Annotated in this window: 20 protein-coding genes and 1 pseudogene; 4 read left to right on the top strand and 17 right to left on the bottom strand. The window is 46.3% G+C overall.

The genetic code is table 11. The annotated features are described in order from the left end of the window. Window positions 1-5 precede the first annotated feature (5 nt). Entirely contained in the window at window positions 6-503 is a 498-nt protein-coding gene (locus tag BLV22_RS11565) for a cation:proton antiporter regulatory subunit (protein WP_091615417.1), read from the bottom strand. 27 nt (window positions 504-530) lie between these two features. Further along, window positions 531-1097, bottom strand: coding sequence for an NADPH-dependent FMN reductase (locus BLV22_RS11560; protein ID WP_176967754.1), 567 nt, complete (start codon window positions 1095-1097; stop codon window positions 531-533). Window positions 1098-1316: 219 nt separating this feature from the next. Here BLV22_RS11560 and BLV22_RS11555 point away from each other — a divergent pair, with 219 nt between their 5' ends. The 3 genes from BLV22_RS11555 to adhP all read left to right on the top strand — a co-directional run bounded on the left by BLV22_RS11555 (window position 1317) and on the right by adhP (window position 4386). Beyond that, window positions 1317-2615 carry an arsenic transporter gene (locus tag BLV22_RS11555; RefSeq protein ID WP_091615411.1) on the top strand — a complete coding sequence of 433 codons (1299 nt, stop codon included), beginning with the start codon at window positions 1317-1319 and terminating at the stop codon, window positions 2613-2615. A gap of 263 nt (window positions 2616-2878) precedes the next feature. Continuing rightward, window positions 2879-3160 carry an iron-sulfur cluster assembly accessory protein gene (locus BLV22_RS11550; protein WP_091615408.1) on the top strand — a complete coding sequence of 94 codons (282 nt, stop codon included), beginning with the start codon at window positions 2879-2881 and terminating at the stop codon, window positions 3158-3160. A 209-nt stretch (window positions 3161-3369) separates the two neighbouring features. Further along, the gene (adhP, locus tag BLV22_RS11545) at window positions 3370-4386 is read left to right on the top strand and encodes an alcohol dehydrogenase AdhP (protein ID WP_091615407.1); all 1017 of its coding nucleotides are present in this window, start codon (window positions 3370-3372) and stop codon (window positions 4384-4386) included. 89 nt (window positions 4387-4475) lie between these two features. Here adhP and BLV22_RS11540 read toward each other — a convergent pair whose 3' ends face one another. From BLV22_RS11540 to BLV22_RS11505, 8 genes and pseudogenes are all read right to left on the bottom strand, one after another. Beyond that, complete coding sequence (locus tag BLV22_RS11540; protein ID WP_091615404.1) at window positions 4476-5855, bottom strand: sigma-54-dependent transcriptional regulator; 1380 nt, start codon at window positions 5853-5855, stop codon at window positions 4476-4478. Further along, on the bottom strand, window positions 5836-7515 hold the full coding sequence (locus BLV22_RS11535; RefSeq protein ID WP_091615402.1) for a GAF domain-containing sensor histidine kinase: 1680 nt from the start codon (window positions 7513-7515) through the stop codon (window positions 5836-5838). Before BLV22_RS11535 ends, BLV22_RS11540 begins: the two co-directional genes overlap by 20 nt. Before the next feature lie 12 nt (window positions 7516-7527). Next, window positions 7528-8673, bottom strand: coding sequence for an iron-containing alcohol dehydrogenase (locus BLV22_RS11530; RefSeq protein ID WP_091615399.1), 1146 nt, complete (start codon window positions 8671-8673; stop codon window positions 7528-7530). Between the two features lie 174 nt (window positions 8674-8847). Continuing rightward, a complete protein-coding gene (locus BLV22_RS11525) occupies window positions 8848-10101 on the bottom strand; it encodes an MFS transporter (protein ID WP_091615397.1) in 1254 nt (417 codons plus the stop codon). Between the two features lie 152 nt (window positions 10102-10253). Next, window positions 10254-11083: pseudogene (locus BLV22_RS11520) on the bottom strand (ZIP family metal transporter). Between the two features lie 131 nt (window positions 11084-11214). Then, on the bottom strand, window positions 11215-11562 hold the full coding sequence (locus BLV22_RS11515; protein WP_091615395.1) for a YflT domain-containing protein: 348 nt from the start codon (window positions 11560-11562) through the stop codon (window positions 11215-11217). A gap of 88 nt (window positions 11563-11650) precedes the next feature. Then, a complete protein-coding gene (locus tag BLV22_RS11510) occupies window positions 11651-12103 on the bottom strand; it encodes a hypothetical protein (RefSeq protein WP_022793031.1) in 453 nt (150 codons plus the stop codon). Window positions 12104-12782: 679 nt separating this feature from the next. Further along, window positions 12783-13043, bottom strand: a complete 261-nt coding sequence (locus tag BLV22_RS11505) for a metal-sensitive transcriptional regulator (RefSeq protein ID WP_022793030.1) — start codon at window positions 13041-13043, stop codon at window positions 12783-12785. 228 nt (window positions 13044-13271) lie between these two features. Here BLV22_RS11505 and BLV22_RS11500 point away from each other — a divergent pair, with 228 nt between their 5' ends. Further along, complete coding sequence (locus BLV22_RS11500; RefSeq protein ID WP_245724085.1) at window positions 13272-13907, top strand: class I SAM-dependent methyltransferase; 636 nt, start codon at window positions 13272-13274, stop codon at window positions 13905-13907. Between the two features lie 19 nt (window positions 13908-13926). Here BLV22_RS11500 and BLV22_RS15085 read toward each other — a convergent pair whose 3' ends face one another. From BLV22_RS15085 to BLV22_RS11470, 7 genes are all read right to left on the bottom strand, one after another. Next, window positions 13927-14094: a hypothetical protein gene (locus BLV22_RS15085; RefSeq protein ID WP_176967753.1), complete on the bottom strand. Its 168-nt coding sequence runs from the start codon at window positions 14092-14094 to the stop codon at window positions 13927-13929. A gap of 32 nt (window positions 14095-14126) precedes the next feature. Beyond that, window positions 14127-14675 (bottom strand): DUF2812 domain-containing protein, encoded by a 549-nt coding sequence (locus tag BLV22_RS11495; protein ID WP_091615389.1) that lies wholly within the window; start codon window positions 14673-14675, stop codon window positions 14127-14129. Window positions 14676-14824: 149 nt separating this feature from the next. Beyond that, window positions 14825-15259 (bottom strand): MarR family winged helix-turn-helix transcriptional regulator, encoded by a 435-nt coding sequence (locus tag BLV22_RS11490; protein ID WP_091615386.1) that lies wholly within the window; start codon window positions 15257-15259, stop codon window positions 14825-14827. 1 nt (window position 15260) lies between these two features. Further along, window positions 15261-16430 carry an MFS transporter gene (locus BLV22_RS11485; RefSeq protein WP_091615383.1) on the bottom strand — a complete coding sequence of 390 codons (1170 nt, stop codon included), beginning with the start codon at window positions 16428-16430 and terminating at the stop codon, window positions 15261-15263. A 120-nt stretch (window positions 16431-16550) separates the two neighbouring features. Then, the gene (locus BLV22_RS11480; RefSeq protein ID WP_281241110.1) at window positions 16551-17531 is read right to left on the bottom strand and encodes a sodium:calcium antiporter; all 981 of its coding nucleotides are present in this window, start codon (window positions 17529-17531) and stop codon (window positions 16551-16553) included. A gap of 245 nt (window positions 17532-17776) precedes the next feature. Beyond that, entirely contained in the window at window positions 17777-18628 is an 852-nt protein-coding gene (locus tag BLV22_RS11475; protein WP_091615378.1) for a MurR/RpiR family transcriptional regulator, read from the bottom strand. An 82-nt stretch (window positions 18629-18710) separates the two neighbouring features. Next, complete coding sequence (locus BLV22_RS11470) at window positions 18711-20057, bottom strand: aspartate aminotransferase family protein (RefSeq protein WP_342706675.1); 1347 nt, start codon at window positions 20055-20057, stop codon at window positions 18711-18713. Window positions 20058-20099 lie beyond the last annotated feature (42 nt).

Raw genomic sequence — 20099 nt, 5'->3', positions numbered from 1 at the left:
AAGAATTATCCTTTCGCCTTACAAACTTCTTCAAAGCGCCCAATACTATCTTTTTTTCCGACAACGAGCAGGGTATCCCCGGCCTGAATGATGAAATCATCCTCCGGCTTCGGAAGAATATCTTTATCCCTCATGATGCCGACAATGGAAACTCCTTCCGGTATTGACATCTGGGCTTCTTCCACTGAGCGGGCATCCATCTGGGAGCCTTTTTTCACTTTAATCCAGTCGACAAGCATTTTTTTTCTTAAGAGACGGAAACGCTCAAAGCTTTCTTCATCCACCGGTTCATCGTGAATGCCAAGCAGACGGGCGCCCAGCTCCTTCGCTTCATCGGAGGTGAATATAGTTGAAAAAAGCGCTTCGTCATCGTCTTCGTCTTCGACAAAATAGATTTCTCTTTTACCACTATGGTGTACGATCATGACCGTGATAATACCGTCCCGGTTTTCAAACGCTACCCGTTTTCCTACCCCCGGAAGGTCATGTTCTCTGATCCTCATTTGTCATTCCTCCTGTGAGCCTTTTCTTTATCCGTCAAAACGATGCATCCAGCTATTAAACGCCTGCACGAACTTTTTTGCGTGCTGCGTGGTTTTTTCATCCTCAAGCGTACCCAACTCTTTGTTCATTTTTCCTGCCACCTTCGCCACCAGCATTTTCGGCCCGGGCATTACGTAAGCTTCGGCAGCAGTAAGTGTCTGCCGGATCTGATACTGCGATAAAGCCGTGCCGCCGCCCCCGGGAGTCGCTCCGGCAAGCGCAAAAGCACGATGGGTCAAAGCGGAGTGGGCAGGCGGACTGGACGCCCAGTCCAGGGCGTTTTTGACAACGCCCGGCATCCCGTTGTTGTATTCAGGGGTGACGATAATAACCCCGTCCGCACGCATCATTGCGCGCTTCAATTCTACGACGGCTTCCGGAGTTCCTGCTTCTTCTACATCGGCATGATAAAGTGGAATGTGATGCAAAAACGCTTCTTCAACCTCCCAGTGCTCTGGAAACTCTGCTTTCATTAAATCCAGCAGCTTCCGGTTGTAGGATTCCTTCCGCAGGCTCCCGCAGATCACCGTTACATTCATTTGTTCCTCTGTCATAAGTCTCACCGCCTTTGCCTTCATCTTTTAGCTTCATTATACATTTTTTCTGTTCTTTTACTCTAGCAATCACACTTTTTTCTAAAAGTATTGAATCGTATTTTGACTTCTATATATATTTATATTAGCATATGCTTATATAATAAATTCAGCAATTGTTTTATTAAAATTAGAAAGAAACGGATGCCGCATCGTTTTCGGCCCGGCCTGGAGGTATGTATGAACACCCTGCTCGCAGTTGTTATTTTTCTTATCACGCTCGTATTGGTTATTTGGCAGCCGAAAAATTTAAATATTGGCTGGTCTGCCTGCGGAGGTGCTATTATCGCTCTTATCGCAGGTGTTGTCAGTTTTGGAGACGTCGAAACCGTTATTGGAATCGTATGGAATGCCACGCTCGCCTTTGTTGCTATTATCATTATCAGTCTGATTCTCGACAGAATTGGATTTTTTGAATGGGCTGCCCTGCATATGGCAAAAATCGCCGGAGGCAGCGGCCTGCGGATGTTTGTTTACATAATTCTGCTCGGAGCCGTCGTTGCTGCGCTTTTTGCCAACGACGGTGCTGCCCTTATACTGACGCCTATCGTTCTCGCGATGGTCAGAGCGCTCGAATTTAAGGAACGCATGATTCTTCCGTTCATTATGGCCAGTGGTTTTATCGCTGACACAGCTTCCCTGCCTCTGATTATTAGTAATCTCGTAAACATTGTTTCTGCCGACTTTTTTGGCATCGGCTTTGTTGAATACGCGACCCGGATGATTGTGCCGAACTTTTTCTCTATCGGGGCGAGTCTTCTTGTCCTGTATCTTTTTTTCCGCAAGGATCTTCCCGGGCGGTATGACGTCACAAAAGTTAAAAATCCCAAGGACGCGATCCAGGACATAAAAATGTTCCGGCTTTCCTGGGTGGTGCTCGCGGTGCTGCTAACCGGGTACTTCGTCAGCGAATTCGTAGTAGTCCCCGTCTCTGTTATTGCCGGTATCGTAGCATTATTCTTTCTGTTGATGGCCCGCCGCAGCCCGGCCGTTGAAACAGGCAAGGTGTTGAAAGGGGCTCCGTGGGATATCGTTTTCTTTTCAGTGGGAATGTACGTCGTAGTTTACGGCCTTCAGAATGCCGGGCTTACCGAGCAGCTGGCAGTTGTGATACAGGCTGCTGCTGATGAGGGATTATTTGTCGGCACACTTTCGATGGGCTTTATCGCCGCTCTCTTATCTTCTGTCATGAATAACATGCCAACGGTGATGATTGATGCTCTGGCTATTTCTGAAACAACTGTTTCCGGCACCGTACGCGAAGGCCTTATTTACGCCAATGTGATCGGCAGCGACCTGGGACCGAAGATCACACCAATCGGCTCACTCGCCACCCTGTTGTGGCTTCATGTGCTGCGGCAGTTCGGCTTTCATATTTCCTGGGCGTATTACTTTAAAGTCGGTATTATTCTGACCATTCCTACACTCTTTATTACTCTTGTCGGCCTGTACGTATGGCTGTTAATCATTGGCGGCTGACCGGAAGCGTTCTGTCATTTCCCGGGAAATATGGAACCTTCTCCGTTTGGGACATCGGCACCCGCCAGGTTTCCTGTATGAATTAGTTGAATAACAGTAATATTGTTGTTACCCTTGGCAGAGTTGCAAATGATAATTATCCAGCGCCCGGCTCCGGCAGTTTACACTTACGGAGAGCAGGGAATGTATTCAGCAGTTTGCAGAGATAGAAAAAAAGGTATAGATATATTCTATACAGGCTTAAAAATTAAGGAGGCTCACTCTTGGAAATTACAAACGGTGCTAAAGCAGTACTCGAACCGCTGATGGAAGAAAACAACATGGACCACCTTCGCGTGGCAGTCGAAGAAATGGAAGACTCCTCTCAAATCGGCCTTGTTCTTCAGGATCCACAGGAAGACGACCAGGTGGTAGAAGCAAACGGCATTAAAGTAGCAGTGGACAACCGCGTTACAGACTTAATGCAGGACGTTACGCTCGACACGCAGGAAAACGAAGACGGCGAAACACAACTCGTCATGGCTGGCCTTCCTGAAGCTGAATAACAACCCCCCAAACAGTTCTGCTTAAACAGCAGAGCTGTTTTTTTGTTTTTAGAGCCGTTTTTTGTCGCATTGGGCCGGAATTTCGGCTCGCTTCATTAACTATTTATAACCTGCCTGCTTTTACCAGCTTTTTACTGCATTTACAATATTGGCACGCTCCTTGCATATACATAGAGTGCATCCTGCAAAATTATAAGGAGGGTTCACTCATGAAAGCAGCAGTAGTTAATGAATTTCATCAAAAACTGGAGATTAAAGATATTCCGGTGCCCGAACTTGATTACGGGGAAGTGCTTGTCAAAATTCATTCATGCGGGGTCTGCCATACCGATTTGCATGCGGCCCACGGTGACTGGCCGGTTAAACCTAAGCTTCCTCTCGTTCCGGGACACGAGGGCGTAGGTACAGTAGAAAAGGTTGCAGACGGCGTCAAATCCATCAAAATCGGCGACCGCGTCGGTATTCCGTGGCTTTACTCTGCCTGCGGTGAATGCGAATTCTGTCTTTCTGGAAGAGAAACGCTCTGCCAACAGCAGTTGAATGCCGGTTATTCCGTGGACGGAGCCTACGCGGAATACTGTAAAGCTCCTGCCCACTATGTGACAAAAATTCCGGACAGCCTGGACTTTGACACAGTGGCTCCACTTTTCTGCGCCGGGGTGACAACTTACAAAGCGCTCAAAGTATCTGAAGCCAAACCGGGGGACTGGGTCGCTATTTTCGGTATCGGCGGACTCGGGCACGTTGCCGTCCAGTATGCAAAAGCTATGGCCTTAAACGTTGTAGCTGTCGACATAAGGGACGACAAACTGGAACTCGCAAAGGAAATGGGAGCAGACATGACGATCAATAGTATGAATGAGGACCCCGGCAAGGTTCTGATGGAGAAATTAAACGGCGTAGAAGCAGCCATCAGCGTAGCCGTCAGCCCAAAAGCGTTTGAACAGGCCTATTCCACAGTTAAACGGGGAGGAAATTTAGTCATTGTCGGACTTCCAGTCGGCGACCTTCCTATTCCAATTTTTGATACGGTTTTAAACGCGGTAAACGTAAAAGGTTCCATTGTCGGCACACGCAAAGACCTGCAGGAGTGTCTCGAGCTTGCGGCTAACCGCAAGATTCGCCCGATTATTGAAACGAAGGAATTGGAGGATATTAACGACGTGTTTGACTCGATGGAAAAAGGCGATATCAACGGCAGGATTGTCCTCAAAATCCAGGACTAGATTCCCGTAAACTTACGAAACGCTTACACAAAGCAAAACCCGGACGGGCGCCTCTTCCCGCCGGGTTTTGCTGGTTTTTCTGCCGGAATTTATTCATTCAGCCAGTAGCGCAGCTTTCTCGTATTCACTCCGAGCATTTCTGCTGCCTCCCGGCGGTTTCCACGGGTGAGCATTAAAGCATGGTCGATAATGTCCTGAATGCTTTTCTTTTCTTCAGTCCGTATAGCTTCAACGGTGCTTTCAAGCGATAAATATTTTGTCTCTTCGAGTTCCTGCTTTTTTTCTCTAAGCCAATCCCCGGATACAATTCGGTTACTGGCCGCAGTCTTCCGGCTTGAGAGTCTCATGTTTAAATGGCGGCGTTCAATCCTTCCGTCTGATTCTGCGGCGGCCCGGACCAGCACGTTTGTAAGCTCCCGGATATTGCCCGGCCAGTGGTGAGCCTGTAACGCATCCAAAGCTTCCGGACTGAGCGCTGTGTTTTCCGGAACTTCTTTGCGAAGAATCGACTGGACCATCGCGGGGATATCTTCCTTTCGTTCCCGCAGAGGCGGAATAGTCAGCCGGACGACCTCAAGCCGGTACAGCAGATCCTCACGAAAATTCCCTGCTTCTGCCGCAAGGTGCAGATCCTGGTTTGTGGCAGCGATGATACGGGCTTTTGTTTTAATCGGGCGTTCACCCCCCACCCGGTAAAACTCTTTCGTTTCGAGTACCCGCAGCAGCTTCACCTGGGTTGAAAGCGACGCTTCTCCAATTTCATCGAGTAAGAGCGTCCCTTCCGAGGCCAATTCAAAATATCCCTTCCGTATTTTGCCCGCCCCGGTAAACGCCCCTGCTTCATGGCCAAACAACTCACTTTCAAGCATCTGCTCCGGCAGAGCTCCACAGTTCACTCCAAGAAATGAACGCTTCTCCGGCCCGGCAAGCTCATGAATGAATCGGGCGGCTACCTCTTTTCCAGTACCGGTCTCTCCGTCGATTAAGACCGTTAATGGTTTAGGCGCAAAACGAGCAGCCAGCCGGACGACTTCTTTCATTACTTTGCTTTCACCGGTTATCAGGCCGCTTCTTGCAGCCGTCTGTTCAATGTTGTTTAAAGCCTCCTGGTCCAGCCGCGGCTGCTGTATTTTCTCTTCAATAATGCTGATATCTTCAAATGGTTTTTCAATATAGTCCTCCGCCCCAAGCTTAACTGCTTCCACAGCGGTATCGATCGTGCTGTATCCTGTCATAACAATACAGCGGCAGGAGGGCTGTGCCTGCTTCAAGTCTGCGAGCAGCTTCAATCCATTTGTATCTGGCAGCTTTAAGTCTATAAATGCCAGTTCGTACAAATGGTTCTGGCCGCGAAGGCGTTCATATTCCTTCCCGTCATGGGCAAGATCAATATGATGGCCCTGCTCTACAAGCAGATAACGAAAAAACGTGCCGATATCATAGTCATCGTCAATGACTAATATCTTCATACTCATCTCCTCCTCCATGAACCGGCAGCTTCAATTGAAAGGCACTTCCTTTTCCCTCTTCGCTTGTGAACATCAGCCGGCCCCCGTTTTTCTCTGCAATATCTTTACTTACCGACAAGCCCAGCCCGGTCCCGTTCTGTTTTCTTTTTGTGGTGAAAAAAGGTTCAAACACCGACGGTTTCTGACTCTGGGAGATGCCGCATCCATTGTCTTCGACCTCAAGCACGACGCTTGAATGAACAACATTGGTTTTAATCTGAATCTTTTTATCTGTCTCTCCGCTGTCCTTTAACGCGTCTTTTGCATTCAAAAGCAGGTTGATAACCACCTGGCCGACCTGATGAGGTCCTGCCTGGACAAACGGCAGACCGGGGGTGTAATGCTTTTCAATCAGGATATTCTCTTTTTCAATCTGAAAGCCAATCAGGCTCAGCACATCTTCAACTGCTATATTCACGTCGCATTCTGTGCTTTCTTCTTTTTCCGGCCGTGAGAAGGAAAGCAGGTTTTGCACGATCGTCCGGCAACGGCGGCCCCCTCTTTCAATCGCCGCAGCCAGCTCCTTCGACGGCCCTTCCTCTGTCAGACTCCGCTGCAGTATCTGGGTGTTGCCGATCACCGCCGTCAGCGGGCTGTTTAACTCATGCGCCACCCCGGCAGCCATTTCCCCAATCGCTGCGAGCTTTCCGGAATGCTGAAGCTGGGCTTCGGTTTTAATTCGCGCTGTTACATCTTTAATGTAAATAAGCAGCCCTTTCATCTCTCCGTCCCCGTCCCGGACTGGATACGTCTGAATATCACACACACGGCCGTTTTTTAACGTCATCTGGTAGTTTTTCATCGATTCACCGTGATAGCTTTCTTCAATTGGACAGAATGTATTCGTATCATGAAAAAGCAGGTCATGGCAGGGCCTGCCTGTCACCGCTTCCGGTGATTCATTAAAAAAACTGTAGGAGGCCTGGTTGCAGCGGACGATCCGATGGTCGTTATCGGTTAATATCAGAAGATCCGCTACGGCCTGAAAGGTTTCCTCCCATTCTTTTTTGCCCTGGTACACCTCCTGATACAGTCTCGCGTTCTCCATCATGACGGCAATATGATCCGAAAGCTGCCGGAAGAAGCTGATATCAGACTGGTCGCATTCAATCCGTTCAGCGGCGGCAAAGGTGAGCACGCCGATGGTCGATGTTTTTATCCGAAGCGGTATGACACATGCATAATGAAAATTCAAAGCAGAAAGCGTCTGTTCTTCCACAAATGTATATGTGTCGGCAGATTTCCATTCATGGAGAACAATCATATTATGCTCTATTGCCTTCCAGTACAAAGATTCTTTTTTCGGAAGATGCATACCTACTGCGGAATTCTCTTCATAGAGAGGATAGACACTTTTTAACGACATTGCTCCCTGCTCGATTAACGATAAGCTTACCCGGTCGATCGGATACAGTTCATAAATGGTTTCAAGAATATGCTGCAGCGACATCTCCATTGTACCTGTAACCTGAAATCCTTTTGCCACCTCGCTTAAAATTTCAAGCTTACGATTCTTTTTTTCCAGCTCCGCAATCGTCGCTTTCAAATCTGTATAATAGCTTTTTTTCGAGGCACGGACCCCGGTTAATTTTTCAATCACCATTTCCTTTTCTGTAAACATACAGATGCTCCTTTATTCGTAAGCCTTTTTGAACAGCATTTCGATATCCTTCAGAGCCACGTCCCGGGGATTGGTGATCATGCATGCGTCTTCAAGAGCAATGCGGGCCATGCTTTCAAAATCAGGGTCTCTCAGACCGACAGAGTGCAGTGTCTTCGGGGCACCGATATCGTCTGCAAGAGCCCGGACGGCCTGAATGCCGTGTCTGGCACGAACCATTTCTTCCCCGCCCGCAGAAGCGCCGAAAATATCTCCAATGGCGGCAAAACGGGAAGGAGAAGCAATAAGATTAAATTCCATGACGTGCGGAAGCAAAATGCTGTTAATCTCTCCGTGTGGAAGAGCGTAGCGTCCACCGATCGCGTGGGACATCGCGTGTACCGCCCCCAAAATAGCATTGGAAAACGCAAGTCCCGCCTGCATGCTTGCCATCGCCATCGCACGTTTGGCTTCCACATTCGTATGCGATGCCACCGACGGCCGCAGAAATTCAGCCGCCAGTTTCATCGCATTAACCGCCTGCACATCGGTCAGCGGCGTCGCTGCCGCACTTACATATGCTTCTATGCCATGGGTAATGGCATCAAGGCCGGTAGCTGCTGTAAGCAGATGATCTTTGGTCATCAATACAAACGGATCGACAATCGCAATATCCGGCACGAGCGATTTGGAAACGATCGTCATCTTTTTTTTCCGAGCTGGATCGACAATAATCGAAAATTGTGAGACCTCGGAGCCCGACCCGGCAGTTGTCGGCACCATAATGACCGGCGGGAGGGGACTGTGGATATGATCTACGCCTTCGTAATTTTCGATTTTTCCACCGTTGCTCACAATGACAGCCACCGCTTTAGCCACATCCAGCGCACTTCCTCCCCCAATGCCAAGTACAGCGTCACACCGGGCTTTATGATAGGCCGCTGCACCTTCTGCTACCTGGGCTGTGTCAGGGTTCGTACTGATATTTGAAAACAGATGATAATCAAGGCCGGAAGTCTGTATACTTTCTACAGCCTCGGCTGTCCAGCCGGCTTCTTTGACGCCCGGATCACTTACTACCAGTACACGCTGCGCTCCCAGGCGTAAAAAGCTCTCACCCGTCTGCTGAATCGAATGATCCCCGAAAATGATTTCGGGAGCCATAAATTTTGAAATCATATCCTCACCACCGTATTTAATTGGAAGCTCTTTATGAGATTGAAAACGTTTACTTAATATGTCTTTATTATCTCTCACCCTTGTTTAATGTGCAAAGACTTCCTGCTCCTGTTTTAACGTAAAAATCCGCGGGCTTATGGGCCCGCGGAACAAAATATTTTAGTAATAAAACGGTCAGGAGGGTTTCGGCGATAAAAGAGCAAAAACCAAAGCCGTAGCCGGCAGAAGCATCATAAGCCATAATATTGCCGTATAATTATTGAACCAGTCGTAAAAAATGCCAAACGGCAGTGGTCCAAGAGCAGAGCCAATAACCATCACAGTCTGGGCAATGCTTTTAATACTTCCTAAGTGCCTTGGGCCGAAATAATTGGGCCACACAATGCTTAACACAATACGCTCAAAGCCGTGCGCTATCCCCCACAGCACTCCAAAAATGATAGCTCCTGTCCAGGAATTAATCGCCAAAAGCACCAACAGTGAAACAATATGTACCCCAAATGTCATTGCAAGCACATAATGCACAGCAACGCGGTCCACCAAATATCCTACAGCAAATGTTACCGGAAAACCGATAAAAGCCATTAATGAAAGAATCAATGCCGCAAGCGAAATCGAAAGACCTTTGCCTTCTACAATAGATACTAAATGGAAGGTGACCCCTGTGTTTACAATTGCCGGAACGCTGACACAAAAAAGAATAAGCCAGAACGCTCTGGTCTTGCGTGCTTCCTGAAGGGTCCAGCTTTTTTCCTGCATGGCTTTTCGCTGCGTCCGGGTCTCCCCATGGGCTCTTGATCCTCTGCCATCGGGCTCCTCGCCAACATCCTGCGGCTGATTCCGCACCACTAAGAAGGCCAGAGGCACAAAAACCATAAGTAACAGTCCAGCCCAAATTAACCATGTGTCCCGCCAGCCGACCATATGAATCAGCCATGTATTCAATGGGGGCAGGGCAGCTGCACCGACGAAGCCGCCAATCGCCATGACACTTAAGGCCCGGCCACGCTTCTGCACAAACCACTGCGGCACAAGTGTATTAGGAACCAGGGTCAGCGACCCCTGGCCGAACAATCGAATAGCAAAAAAACCAATAAACATCATTACAGCGCCTGTTAGAAAGGCATTCCAAATACAAGCCAGAGCCAAAAGAATTCCTGCGGCCCCCATTACCAGGCGCTGGCCAAGGCGATCAATTGCGCGGCCGACGAAAAAAAGAGTAATACCGGCAGCCAGAGTACCAACAGAATAAATACCAGAGACAAAGGAACGTGAATACGAAAAATCCTGAATATAATAATCAATAAAAATAGAAATCGAATACGTCTGGCCCGGTCCGGAAAAAAACATACTTAACGCGGATAGAGCTACAATTGCCCATCCGTAAAAAATAGGACCCGCCCCGTTTTTTGGTTTATCAGCCCACATGTCGAAGCTCCTTTTTCAGCATTTTCTCCAGAAACTATTAATGAAATTCAGCCTCCCGGTCCGGGTGCTCATCTATGCTACTTTATCACAAAAGGGTACATGAATTTTATCCCTAATTCGTTAAAAACAGCCTGCCGGATGAAAAAAAGCCTTTATTGCAGCATAAAAAGCTGAAGCAGAAAAAACCTTCTCTGCTTCAGCCACCCTTTGTATCCTAAAGCTACATCCAGTATCATCATGACGCTGAAACCGATCATCAGGCTGAAGGTAGCGAGCCGGACATTGACCTTTTCCTGCGAACCGGAGATGACCTCCTTGGCAACGACAAATATCATCGCTCCTGCTGCAAAACTGAGAGCAAACAGAAGCAGCGGCTGAATGATGATGACTGCAGCAGCACCAATCACTGCAGCCACCGGCTCTACAAAACCGGACAGCTGACCGTAAAAGAAGCTTTTCTTTTTCGATACTCCGTCCCGGCGAAGCGGCATTGATACTGCTGTTCCCTCCGGAAAATTTTGAATACCAATGCCAAGAGCAAGCGCTACTGCTCCGGCGAGCGTGGAGCTGCTGAATTCCGAAGCCAGTGCCCCGAACGCTACACCTACAGCGAACCCCTACGGAATATTGTGCAGAGTAATCGAAAAAACGAGCATTATGGTCCGGTGCTTGGCATACTTGTCTGTTATTTCCGTAAAATACGTGTCTTCTCATTCATCACGGGAATGACCCTGTCGAGCAGCAACAGAAAAACACCCCCGAGTAAAAAACCAATAACAGCTGGAATATAGGGTATCTGTCCCTGCTCCTCCGCCATATCAATGCCGGGAGAAAGCAGCGATCAAAAGCTCGCAGCAATCATAACCCCGCCGGCAAATGCAAGCATACTATCCATCAGCTTCTGATTGTTTCTGTTCGTAAAAAACACCACCGCAGCGCCTGCAGCGTAGGAGGCAGGGCCGCAAACCACTCCATAGTACAATCCCTTTTTACTCTATTAAAAAAAGTTTCCCTAAGGAAAATCTAACGCTATTCTATTCCTTACTGTAAAAGCTTGTCAATCGACAAACGTAAAGCCGCCCCCGGCTTGAGAGCGGCTTTATTCTGTTACTGTTAAATAATCGTATTGACGCCTTCAGTATCTGTCACAATGAGAAGGATTTTTCCTTCATCGAGTTCATCCTCATACTCATGGGCTTCTTCCTGGGATAATCCAATTTCCTGCAGTTTGTTCCGAAGCTCGTCACCTTTTTTGCTGAACATATTTCCTACCGCATTTTTTAATCCTTCTTCTTTCATGCCGACAGTGTTCGCATTCGCATTCTCCGCGATACGGCCGGTACGGTCGTTATCGTGGGTCATAACGTACACGTTACTTTTATCAATGCCCTTTTCAGCTAAACGCTGAACGTCCTGCTGCAGTGCTTCGTCACTTGTATATTCTCTAACGAACGGTTTCATAAAAACCTCCCTTATATTGTTTACTGCTATCCTAATAAACCATTCTCTCTCTGTTTAAACCATATCCAGGCAAATTCCCTCTTTTCGTCTAGAGAGCATGCGGGTCTATATAGTCCAGAAACTTCGTTTCAAATAAATGCACATTATAGTTCACCAGGCCTACGACTGTTTTTGTAATAAAAGAATCTTCGTTTTTCTCTCCGGGCTCGTACGTGGATTTAACAATTCCGTATTCTTCAAATGTGTCATTGTGAATTGTTTTTAAATCTTCTCTCGCCTTCTCCAGGTCTTTCACGGTGTAAGTAACCTGTGAGCCTGCCTCGCAGCAGTCCGGAAACCGTCCACGGAGTAATTCTGCCGAACGTTCCATAATGTTTAAAATAATCGCTGATTTATGCTTTTGGGATTCCATCGTTTCAGGCTGAAGCTTTTCAATATCTTTCATGTGATATTTCTCCTGAATGATAATATCATCCAAAAAAAGAATAATTGCATGGATCTTGTCTGAGATAAATACTACTTCACGGTCCTCTCCCTGCATTATGAAGCCACCTTTATTAATTTTTGTTTAACTTACGCCAATCGCCCTAAAATCTATACCCTATTTATTCTGTTATCATCCGGTAAATTTGAAAAATGGAATATTTCTTTAAAATTTTGATGGTACATCCCGTGCTTAATATACATGCTAAAAATATAATAATGGTATAAATAAGTTCGATTGATTTGTATAGTGTCACCCAGAGCCTGGACTAACTCTTCTGATGGAAAATATTATCCAGTATGCCAGGGAAGCTGCTCCTGTTCTCCACTAATTAAAAAATTTTGAGGTGAAGCTTCCCTGGATGATCTCAGTATCGGTTATTCGTCCTTGGATATTTAAAGGATTTTCCTTTCGATACGCTCAAAATTGATAAAACATTTATTCGGGCATGAATGGCGTTTCACGTGAAACAGCTATTGTAGAAAGTATCCTGCACCTGGCGTCACATTTGCATTTCCACGTTATCGCGTAAAATATTGAAAACCCCGCTGCAATTAAACCTTTTACGGCAGAAAAAATGTCATGAATATCAAGGGTACTTATACAGTCCGCCTGTTACCAGGGATGATTTATTTAAAATGTCTAAGAAAAACGACAATATTTCATACTAAAAAATCCGCGCTCTACATGGAAGAACGCGGATTTTAGTCATTTAAAATTTCATTAACACTGTTTATTATCTGCTTTTAACCAGCAGATTAACAGCTTCCTGGATCAGCTCTTCGCTGTCTTCACCTTTTTCTATCTGTTCACGCACGCATTCCTCGAGATTCGTACTCACTACCAGACCGATCGCACGATCAAGCGCTGTACGTGCAGCATTCATCTGGGAAACAAGCTCTTTACAGTCTTTTTCTTCTTCCATCATCCGAAGAATGCCGCGGACCTGCCCTTCTACCCTTTTTACCCGGTTTTTCATTTGATCATTGTATTCCATGAAAGGCTCCTCCTTTCAAGAAGAGTATTTATTTATTTTTCCTTCATTTTTTATATTACCCGCGTGGGTATATGAAAAATATAAACGATGCTTTCCTGTTTGTCAAATGTGTATCATATGCTGCGCCCCGGCAGCCATTGCCTCCCGTGAACTCCTTCAGCCTTGCAATTCCCTTCCTTCTTTCTATATGATGAGAAGACTAAACTATACAGATAGCGGTGACTATTCGTGTTAAAAGACACAGGAGAACGAATCATCCCTTCAGAAATGAAACCGACCAACGGTATGCTGCTTGAGCATCTGGCCCGCTATTATTTTGCCATGCCGTACGCCAGGGGCCGCGTGCTTGATATTGCCTGCGGGGTCGGCTACGGGGCCCAGATGACAGCTAAAGGAAAGAAACGGGAAGTAGACCATGTGCTCGGCGTCGACATTGATTCTGAAGCGATCACATTTGCCCAAAAGCACTATTATCATCCTCAGCTTTCTTTCCAGACAGGAGATGCTCTTGATGAGAACCTGCCCATGCAGATAGGCACGTTCGATACGATTGTTTCCTTTGAAACCATTGAACACGTGCCCGATGACCGTATTTTTATGAAACGCATGTACGCCCTGCTCCGCCCTGGAGGTACACTCATCGTTTCTACGCCCTTCGGCCAGGGAAGGCACATGCCCAGCAATTCCCCTTTTCATTACCATCAGTTAACGACTGAGGAATGGGAGGAGCTCTTATCAAGAAAAGACTGGCCCTGGGAGAAGCTGCAGCTGTACTATCAGCAGGGCGTCGCTTTCGAACGTCCAGACCGTCCGGGTGTCCACTACCCTCTCGGCATTGCTGTATGTATTAAACCAGAGGCATGAATAAAGCAAGATCCCGTGCCTATTCCGGCCGGGATCTTTTTCTGAGTTCGTTTCTTTCACGCAGTATCGCCAGCTCTGTCACGAGCTTTTTCTGGTCTTCATACGAGATGTTTCCTTCAAGCTTTGATTGAATTTCTTCAAATCGTTCTTTGTCCTCTTCATTCAAATAACGAAGCTCTTCTTCCATGAAGGCCGTCCTTTCATGTACAGGATAAAATATCATTCTGTGCCGGTACTGACAATCTGTTTAGCCTGGATGATAACAGCAAGCGTCCGGAGCCACCGGATCACGGTAAAGGCTACTATCCCCGTGAACAATGAGAGCATAAAAAAGGCGAAATTCACCGCCACACCCGGCAGGTTCAAATCAATTATCACTAAAAACAGAAATACTATAAACAAAAGGACGCTTACTGCAGCTGTAACCCCCCACCTCCGGCACTTTTTCCGGTACTCTTCCAGAAAATAAAGCGTCCAGTGGTCCTGAAAGGACGAAGCATCTTTCTCTCCTTCAAATATGTGGAGTACCGGAGAGGAACACAGAAGTGTCCATTCATCTTCAGAAATTTTCCGCAATCCCTGATAATCTTTCGACATGATGAACTGATATTCCTTTTCCTCTTCCCTTACTTCCGACAAAGAATAGCCGAGCAGAGAGCAGTCCTGAGCCTGCCACCCTTTTTGGCGCTGCTCCTTTAAGCGGTTTTTTTCTTTATCGTAGGTGGTGAAAGGCATAAAAGAAAATAAAAATTTGGTTTCTCTTCGCAAGTAAATATACACCTCCTATATATGGAATATACACGAATGGATTTTGATAAGAATAAAACGATGAAGGGCAATAAACGCCGGGGAAATAATAGGATTATACGAAGTATATATCTTTATGCTACCATGAGCTGCCTGCCGTCACAAATACTCTACCTGGGCTCCACTTCGGCTCCAGCCCCGTCCGCCGCTTTTTTCATGAGTCTGAGAAGCGTCTGCTTTTCTTCCTCTGTAAACTCTTTTGTCATAATATCTGTCCATTCCCGCATCGCTTCTGAAATTTCTTTTTCTATTTTCCAGGCCGCTTCAGTAAGAAAAACGATCTTTTCTCTCCGATCCGAAACGCTCTCTTTTCGGTAAAGATACCCTTTTTCTTCAAGGCGTTTTATAGCGCGCGTAATTGTAGCCTTATCCATCACTATTTGCCTCGTAATGTATTCCTGAGGGACATTTTCCTGATCGTATAACGTTAAAAGTACAAGCACTTCTGTATTCCCTAAACCAAAATGATTGAACCGTTTATCAATATATTGATGAGTGTAACGCTGAATAACAGCCGCCCATTTACCAACAGAATAAACAGTCATACTATTTCTCCTCCTCCGGGGTTTTGCGTTTCCCGAAAGCTTTAAACAGAAAAACCATTGCTGCCACTACAAGGGCCGTGATGCCGGAAAAAGCATAAATGAACTGATTGGCGCCGATCGAACTACCCGCCAGACGACCGACAACATCCAGCACGAGCGGTGATATAAACTGCCCGAAATACATAAAGCTCTGCACTACTGCCATTGCCAAAGACATTTGGGCGGCGCTTGACACCTTCGTCACACGGTCAAAAATCAGCGGAATAACTGTGCCAAGCCCAATACCTATCAAAACGATACCTATCGTAATTAATGCAGCCCGGCCGCCAAACGCGATGAGAACAAAACCAACACCGGTTACAGCCAGCTGCAGGGGTACTGTCCATCTCCCCATCCGGCCTGTGATGCTGCCAAGCATCGATCCTGCTGCAAAGCCTCCTACGTTTAAAGAAGCAATCATCACGCCGGTAAGGGAAGCGGACGCAATGTTATTCTCCTGCAGAAAGATTGCCATGTTCGTCGGAATGGAATAAAAGAATAAGAAGACAATAAACATACCACCGGCAAGAGCAAAAATAGGCTTTTCCACTCCCCTTGATGTGCTGCCATCTGACGCCGATACCGCTTCCGGCTTCTGTTTCGGAAGAAAAAAGAATACAAGCACAAGCACCAGCAGGGCCAGGCCGTAAACAGCAAATGTCAGCCTCCACAAAATACCTGCCAATATGCCCGCAAGCACAATGGAAATAATACCGCCCAGTTGATTGGAGGCGCTCACTTTTCCCATCATGATTGTTTTTTCTTTACCTTCATAAAAATCCGGGATCAGGCTCGTGGATATCGGCATGATCAATCCGACGGCAATACCGAGCACCGCTCTTGAAACGAGTAGCAGCCAAAGCGTTGGAGCAAAAGCTCCTCCCAAACCTCCAATGACGTACAGGGTGAGTCCGGCTGTTAAAACAGATTTTTTGGACACTCGTTTCGTGAGCCGGCTTGATATAAAAGTAAATGGAATGATGAATAATGCATGCAGGGTATTGATTAATTTGATTGAGGTTTCATTGGCGTCCGGAAAAGCTTCAGAAATAGCACCGAGCGCCGGAGAAATAGTGGCTCCCGCCATAACGGTGATTAATGAAATGGATAGAATAGCCAGCTTTTGAGACACTCTGATTACTCCTTTGTCTGTATTTCACTCTAGCCACCATATAAATAATTAGTTGTTAATGCAACTAATATGCCCGGCTATATTCTCCTGCCACTAAAAAAAGCAGGCGGCTGCCTGCTTTTACGTGCTTCCGTTATAAAATAAAATGGAAGCAATCATAACCATATAACCGATCACGACTACAAGCGAGGGCATCATGTAGGTGAAAGCATTTTTGGTCCGATCCCTTTTCACAATAATCATCACAAGTCCTGTGAGCACAAACCCTGCAACGGCTATTATGGTTGTCTGATCGCTTGTATCCATCCAAATACTGCCGCCGCGGTAGAATACGTCCCCGATGGCTGTTACAAGTACGTTAAAGATGTTACTTCCAAGAATCGTACCAATCGCCATATTCACATTGGCCAGCCGGAGCGCTACAAATACGCTGACAGCGTCCGGCAGGGAGGTGGCAGTCGCGACCAGAATACTGCCGACCGCCGTAGCACTGATACCTGTAGTGCTCGACATCAGGTCTCCGGATATAGACAGCGCACTTCCGGATACAAAGATAATCGCAGCGAATGTGATAAATTTAATAACGGTTCCCCTGATATTTACATTCTGATCCGGCGAAGCTTTTTTCCCCTCGTCAGCAGTATCCTTCTGCTTTTTAGATATATAAAGCATCCCGCCCGTGTAAATAGCAACCACCAGCACGCTGATAACACTTATGCCAAAAAAGGAGAGTGGGTAGTGAAGCATTAGTCCGCCAGCTGTGACTATACAGAGCAGAAGCGCGATAACAGCTGTATAGAGATGATCGTCTGATACTTTAAGAAACAACCGTTTGTTTCGAAAGTAAATATCCAATAAAAACAAAAAGAAAATATTAAAAATAATACTTCCGAGTCCATTGCCTACGGCAATATCGGCATTGCCGATCACACTCGCCGAAATAGTTGCGGTTAATTCAGGAAGAGAGGTAGCAACGGCCAGCAGAATAGTGCCCGCCAGCAGCCCGCCAATCTTCGTATTTCTACTGATGATATCTGCATAGCCTGACAATTTCACAGCTGAAAACACTGAAACTGCGGCAGAGATTATAAATGCAACAATTGATAGAGTAGCGGTAATAAAGCATTGACTCCTTCCGTCTGTTCACGACCCATGACCTGGAACCTTCAATATTTAAGAACTCTTTCCCGTTTTACCCTCTCGAGTATAACAGTAACCTTCTTTTCCTCTTCTCAAAAATTTTTGAATACCGGTGGTTTTGTGCTTCAGCCCATTAAAAAGCCTTTACCCAACAGGTAAAGGCCGACAGTCTGCCGCATCACGATTTTACCTTCCTGATCTGCTTTTCACTCAAACACCCCAAAAGTATCCCACACTTCTTCAAGGTCCTGAAGTTTTTTCTCAAAGCCGCTTTGCTTCTCCCGGCCCGTATAAATTAATAAAGCGTTAATAACACTAAGAGGCCCCACAAATGAATTAATTAGAGCAGGCATTTGGCTTTCAGCGGTTAGCACGCTGTCAGCATGCGGTACTAAAGGCGAAGCCCAGTTATCAGTAAGTGCTGCCGTTTTAGCTCCCTTGTCCTTTGCGTATGAAAATACCTCAGTCGTGCGCTTCGTGTATCTGGCGTAGCTGATGCCAATGACGAGGTCCTTTTCGTTTAACCCATATAGAGTGTCCGCCTGTTCTTCTATCAACTCAATCATTTCTACTTTATCAATCATCATTGCCAGGTAGTAGTGCATAAAAATTCCCAGCGCCTTCGCGCTCCTATTAGCAATGATATATACACGCCCTGCGCCGACAATGTCCTGGACTACTTGATGGAAAGCGTTCATATCAAGCTGTTTCATCGTAGCCTGGATATTGGCCTGCTCTCCGTGGAAGATTTGTTGAATACCCTGGGCTTCATCTTTATATACTTCTTCACTTAAATACATTTTTTCTGCGGTAGAGAGCTGCTGCTGTAAAGAAACCTGCATCCGTTCCTGGAGGGCTGGGTAGCCGGAGAATCCTAATTGCACTGCAAATCTAACCACAGTAGCATCTCCCACTCCCACCTCCTCTGCCAGTTCACCGACTTTTAGAAACGTGACTTGATTCGGATGCTGTAAGATGTACCTTCCCAGTTTTTGTTGAGCCTTTGTCATCGAGGACATTTTTTCTGCAATCAATTTATATACGTTTATATCCTTCATTATTCTCTTCCTTTTTACCAGATGACTTTCCCTTCAGCTTAACATTTTTCATTTTTGATTACGCTTCAATCATTACCTGCTCTTAAATATCAGCGAGGGCCTGCTTATGTGCCTGTAAAGTTCGTTCAATATCCTCTTCTGTATGGGCGATCGACATGGAATAACGATTGAGGGGCTTCGTATAAATTCCTAATTCCAACAGTTTGCAATCGATTTGTTTTCGAAAATCCATGTTCACACGCTTTAAATCCCGGTGACTGTGAATAGGCGATTTGGTAAAAAGAAAGTTGAAGATGCTCCCTTTTCCTATTGTTTGAACGGGAATACCTGCTTCGCTGTAAAGTGATTCGATGCCTTTGCGAAGCGCCATGGTTTTTTGAAAAATTCCTTTTAAAGCCCCTGGCTCCTCTAAAAGCGCTATCGTTTCCAATCCGGCTGCCAACACCGTGGGATGCCCGTTATAAGTCCCGCTGTGAAACAGAGCTTTGCCTTCTTCTGAGGAATTGCCGGCCAGAATATCTTTACCCCCGTCCGGGGAACTGACTTCCATGATATCTTTACTTCCTCCTACAGCCCCAACCGGGAATCCTCCCCCCAGAACTTTACCTAAAGTTGTAAGGTCAGGCGTAATCCCGTACTCCTCCTGAGCTCCTCCGAGTCCAAGTCGAAAGCCAGTCTTCACTTCATCAAATATAAGCACTATTCCAAGCTCCTTTGTCACTCTCCGGAGCATTTGAAGGAAGCCGGGATCAGCGGGAATAAATCCTCCCTGAACTGGTTCAAGAATGACTGCAGAAATAGTGGAAGCATTGGCTCTAAGAAGATATTCTGCTGCACCGGCGTTATTAAACGGCAGTATAAGCGGCTTTTCTTCAGAACTCATGCCTGAAGAATCCGGTACTGCTTCCGGCTTTTCTTCAGGACCTCCTTCATTTTGTTCAGGGTTCACGCTATACAGTACTTGACTGTAGCCCCCGTGATAATGGCCTTCACATTTTGCCAGTCGATTTTTTCCAGTGTAAGCAGCAGCTATCCGCATAGCAAGTAAAGTTGCTTCCATACCCGAATTAGTATAGCGGACTGTATCAATAGATTTATACAAGGAGACTAATTTCTCTGCCATTGTAACCTCCAGCTCGTGTGGAGTGCCAAAAATAGGCGTCCCCGCGTCATGAAGCTGTTCTGTTACTTTTTCTATAACCCTTGGATGCCCGTGTCCAGTCATTAAAGCACCGTAACAAAGCAGGTAATCAATGTATTCATTCCCATCTACATCATATAGCTTACTCCCCGCCCCCTTTTTCATCACAATAGGATACGGAGAAAAATATTTAATATTTGCAGTAACACCCCCAGGCATTACCTTCTTCGCTTTTTCGTAAAGATTTCTTGATTGTGTAGTTTCACGGGAAACGCTTGTTTCTTTCACATTCAGAACCTCCATAAATATTTATTTCATTTATATTATATA

The sequence above is a fragment of the Marinococcus luteus genome (assembly GCF_900106595.1).
Taxonomy (GTDB): Bacteria; Bacillota; Bacilli; order Bacillales; family Marinococcaceae; genus Marinococcus; species Marinococcus luteus.
The sequence above is the reverse complement of the archived record's forward strand: the minus strand, read 5'-3'. Positions and strand labels throughout refer to the sequence as shown.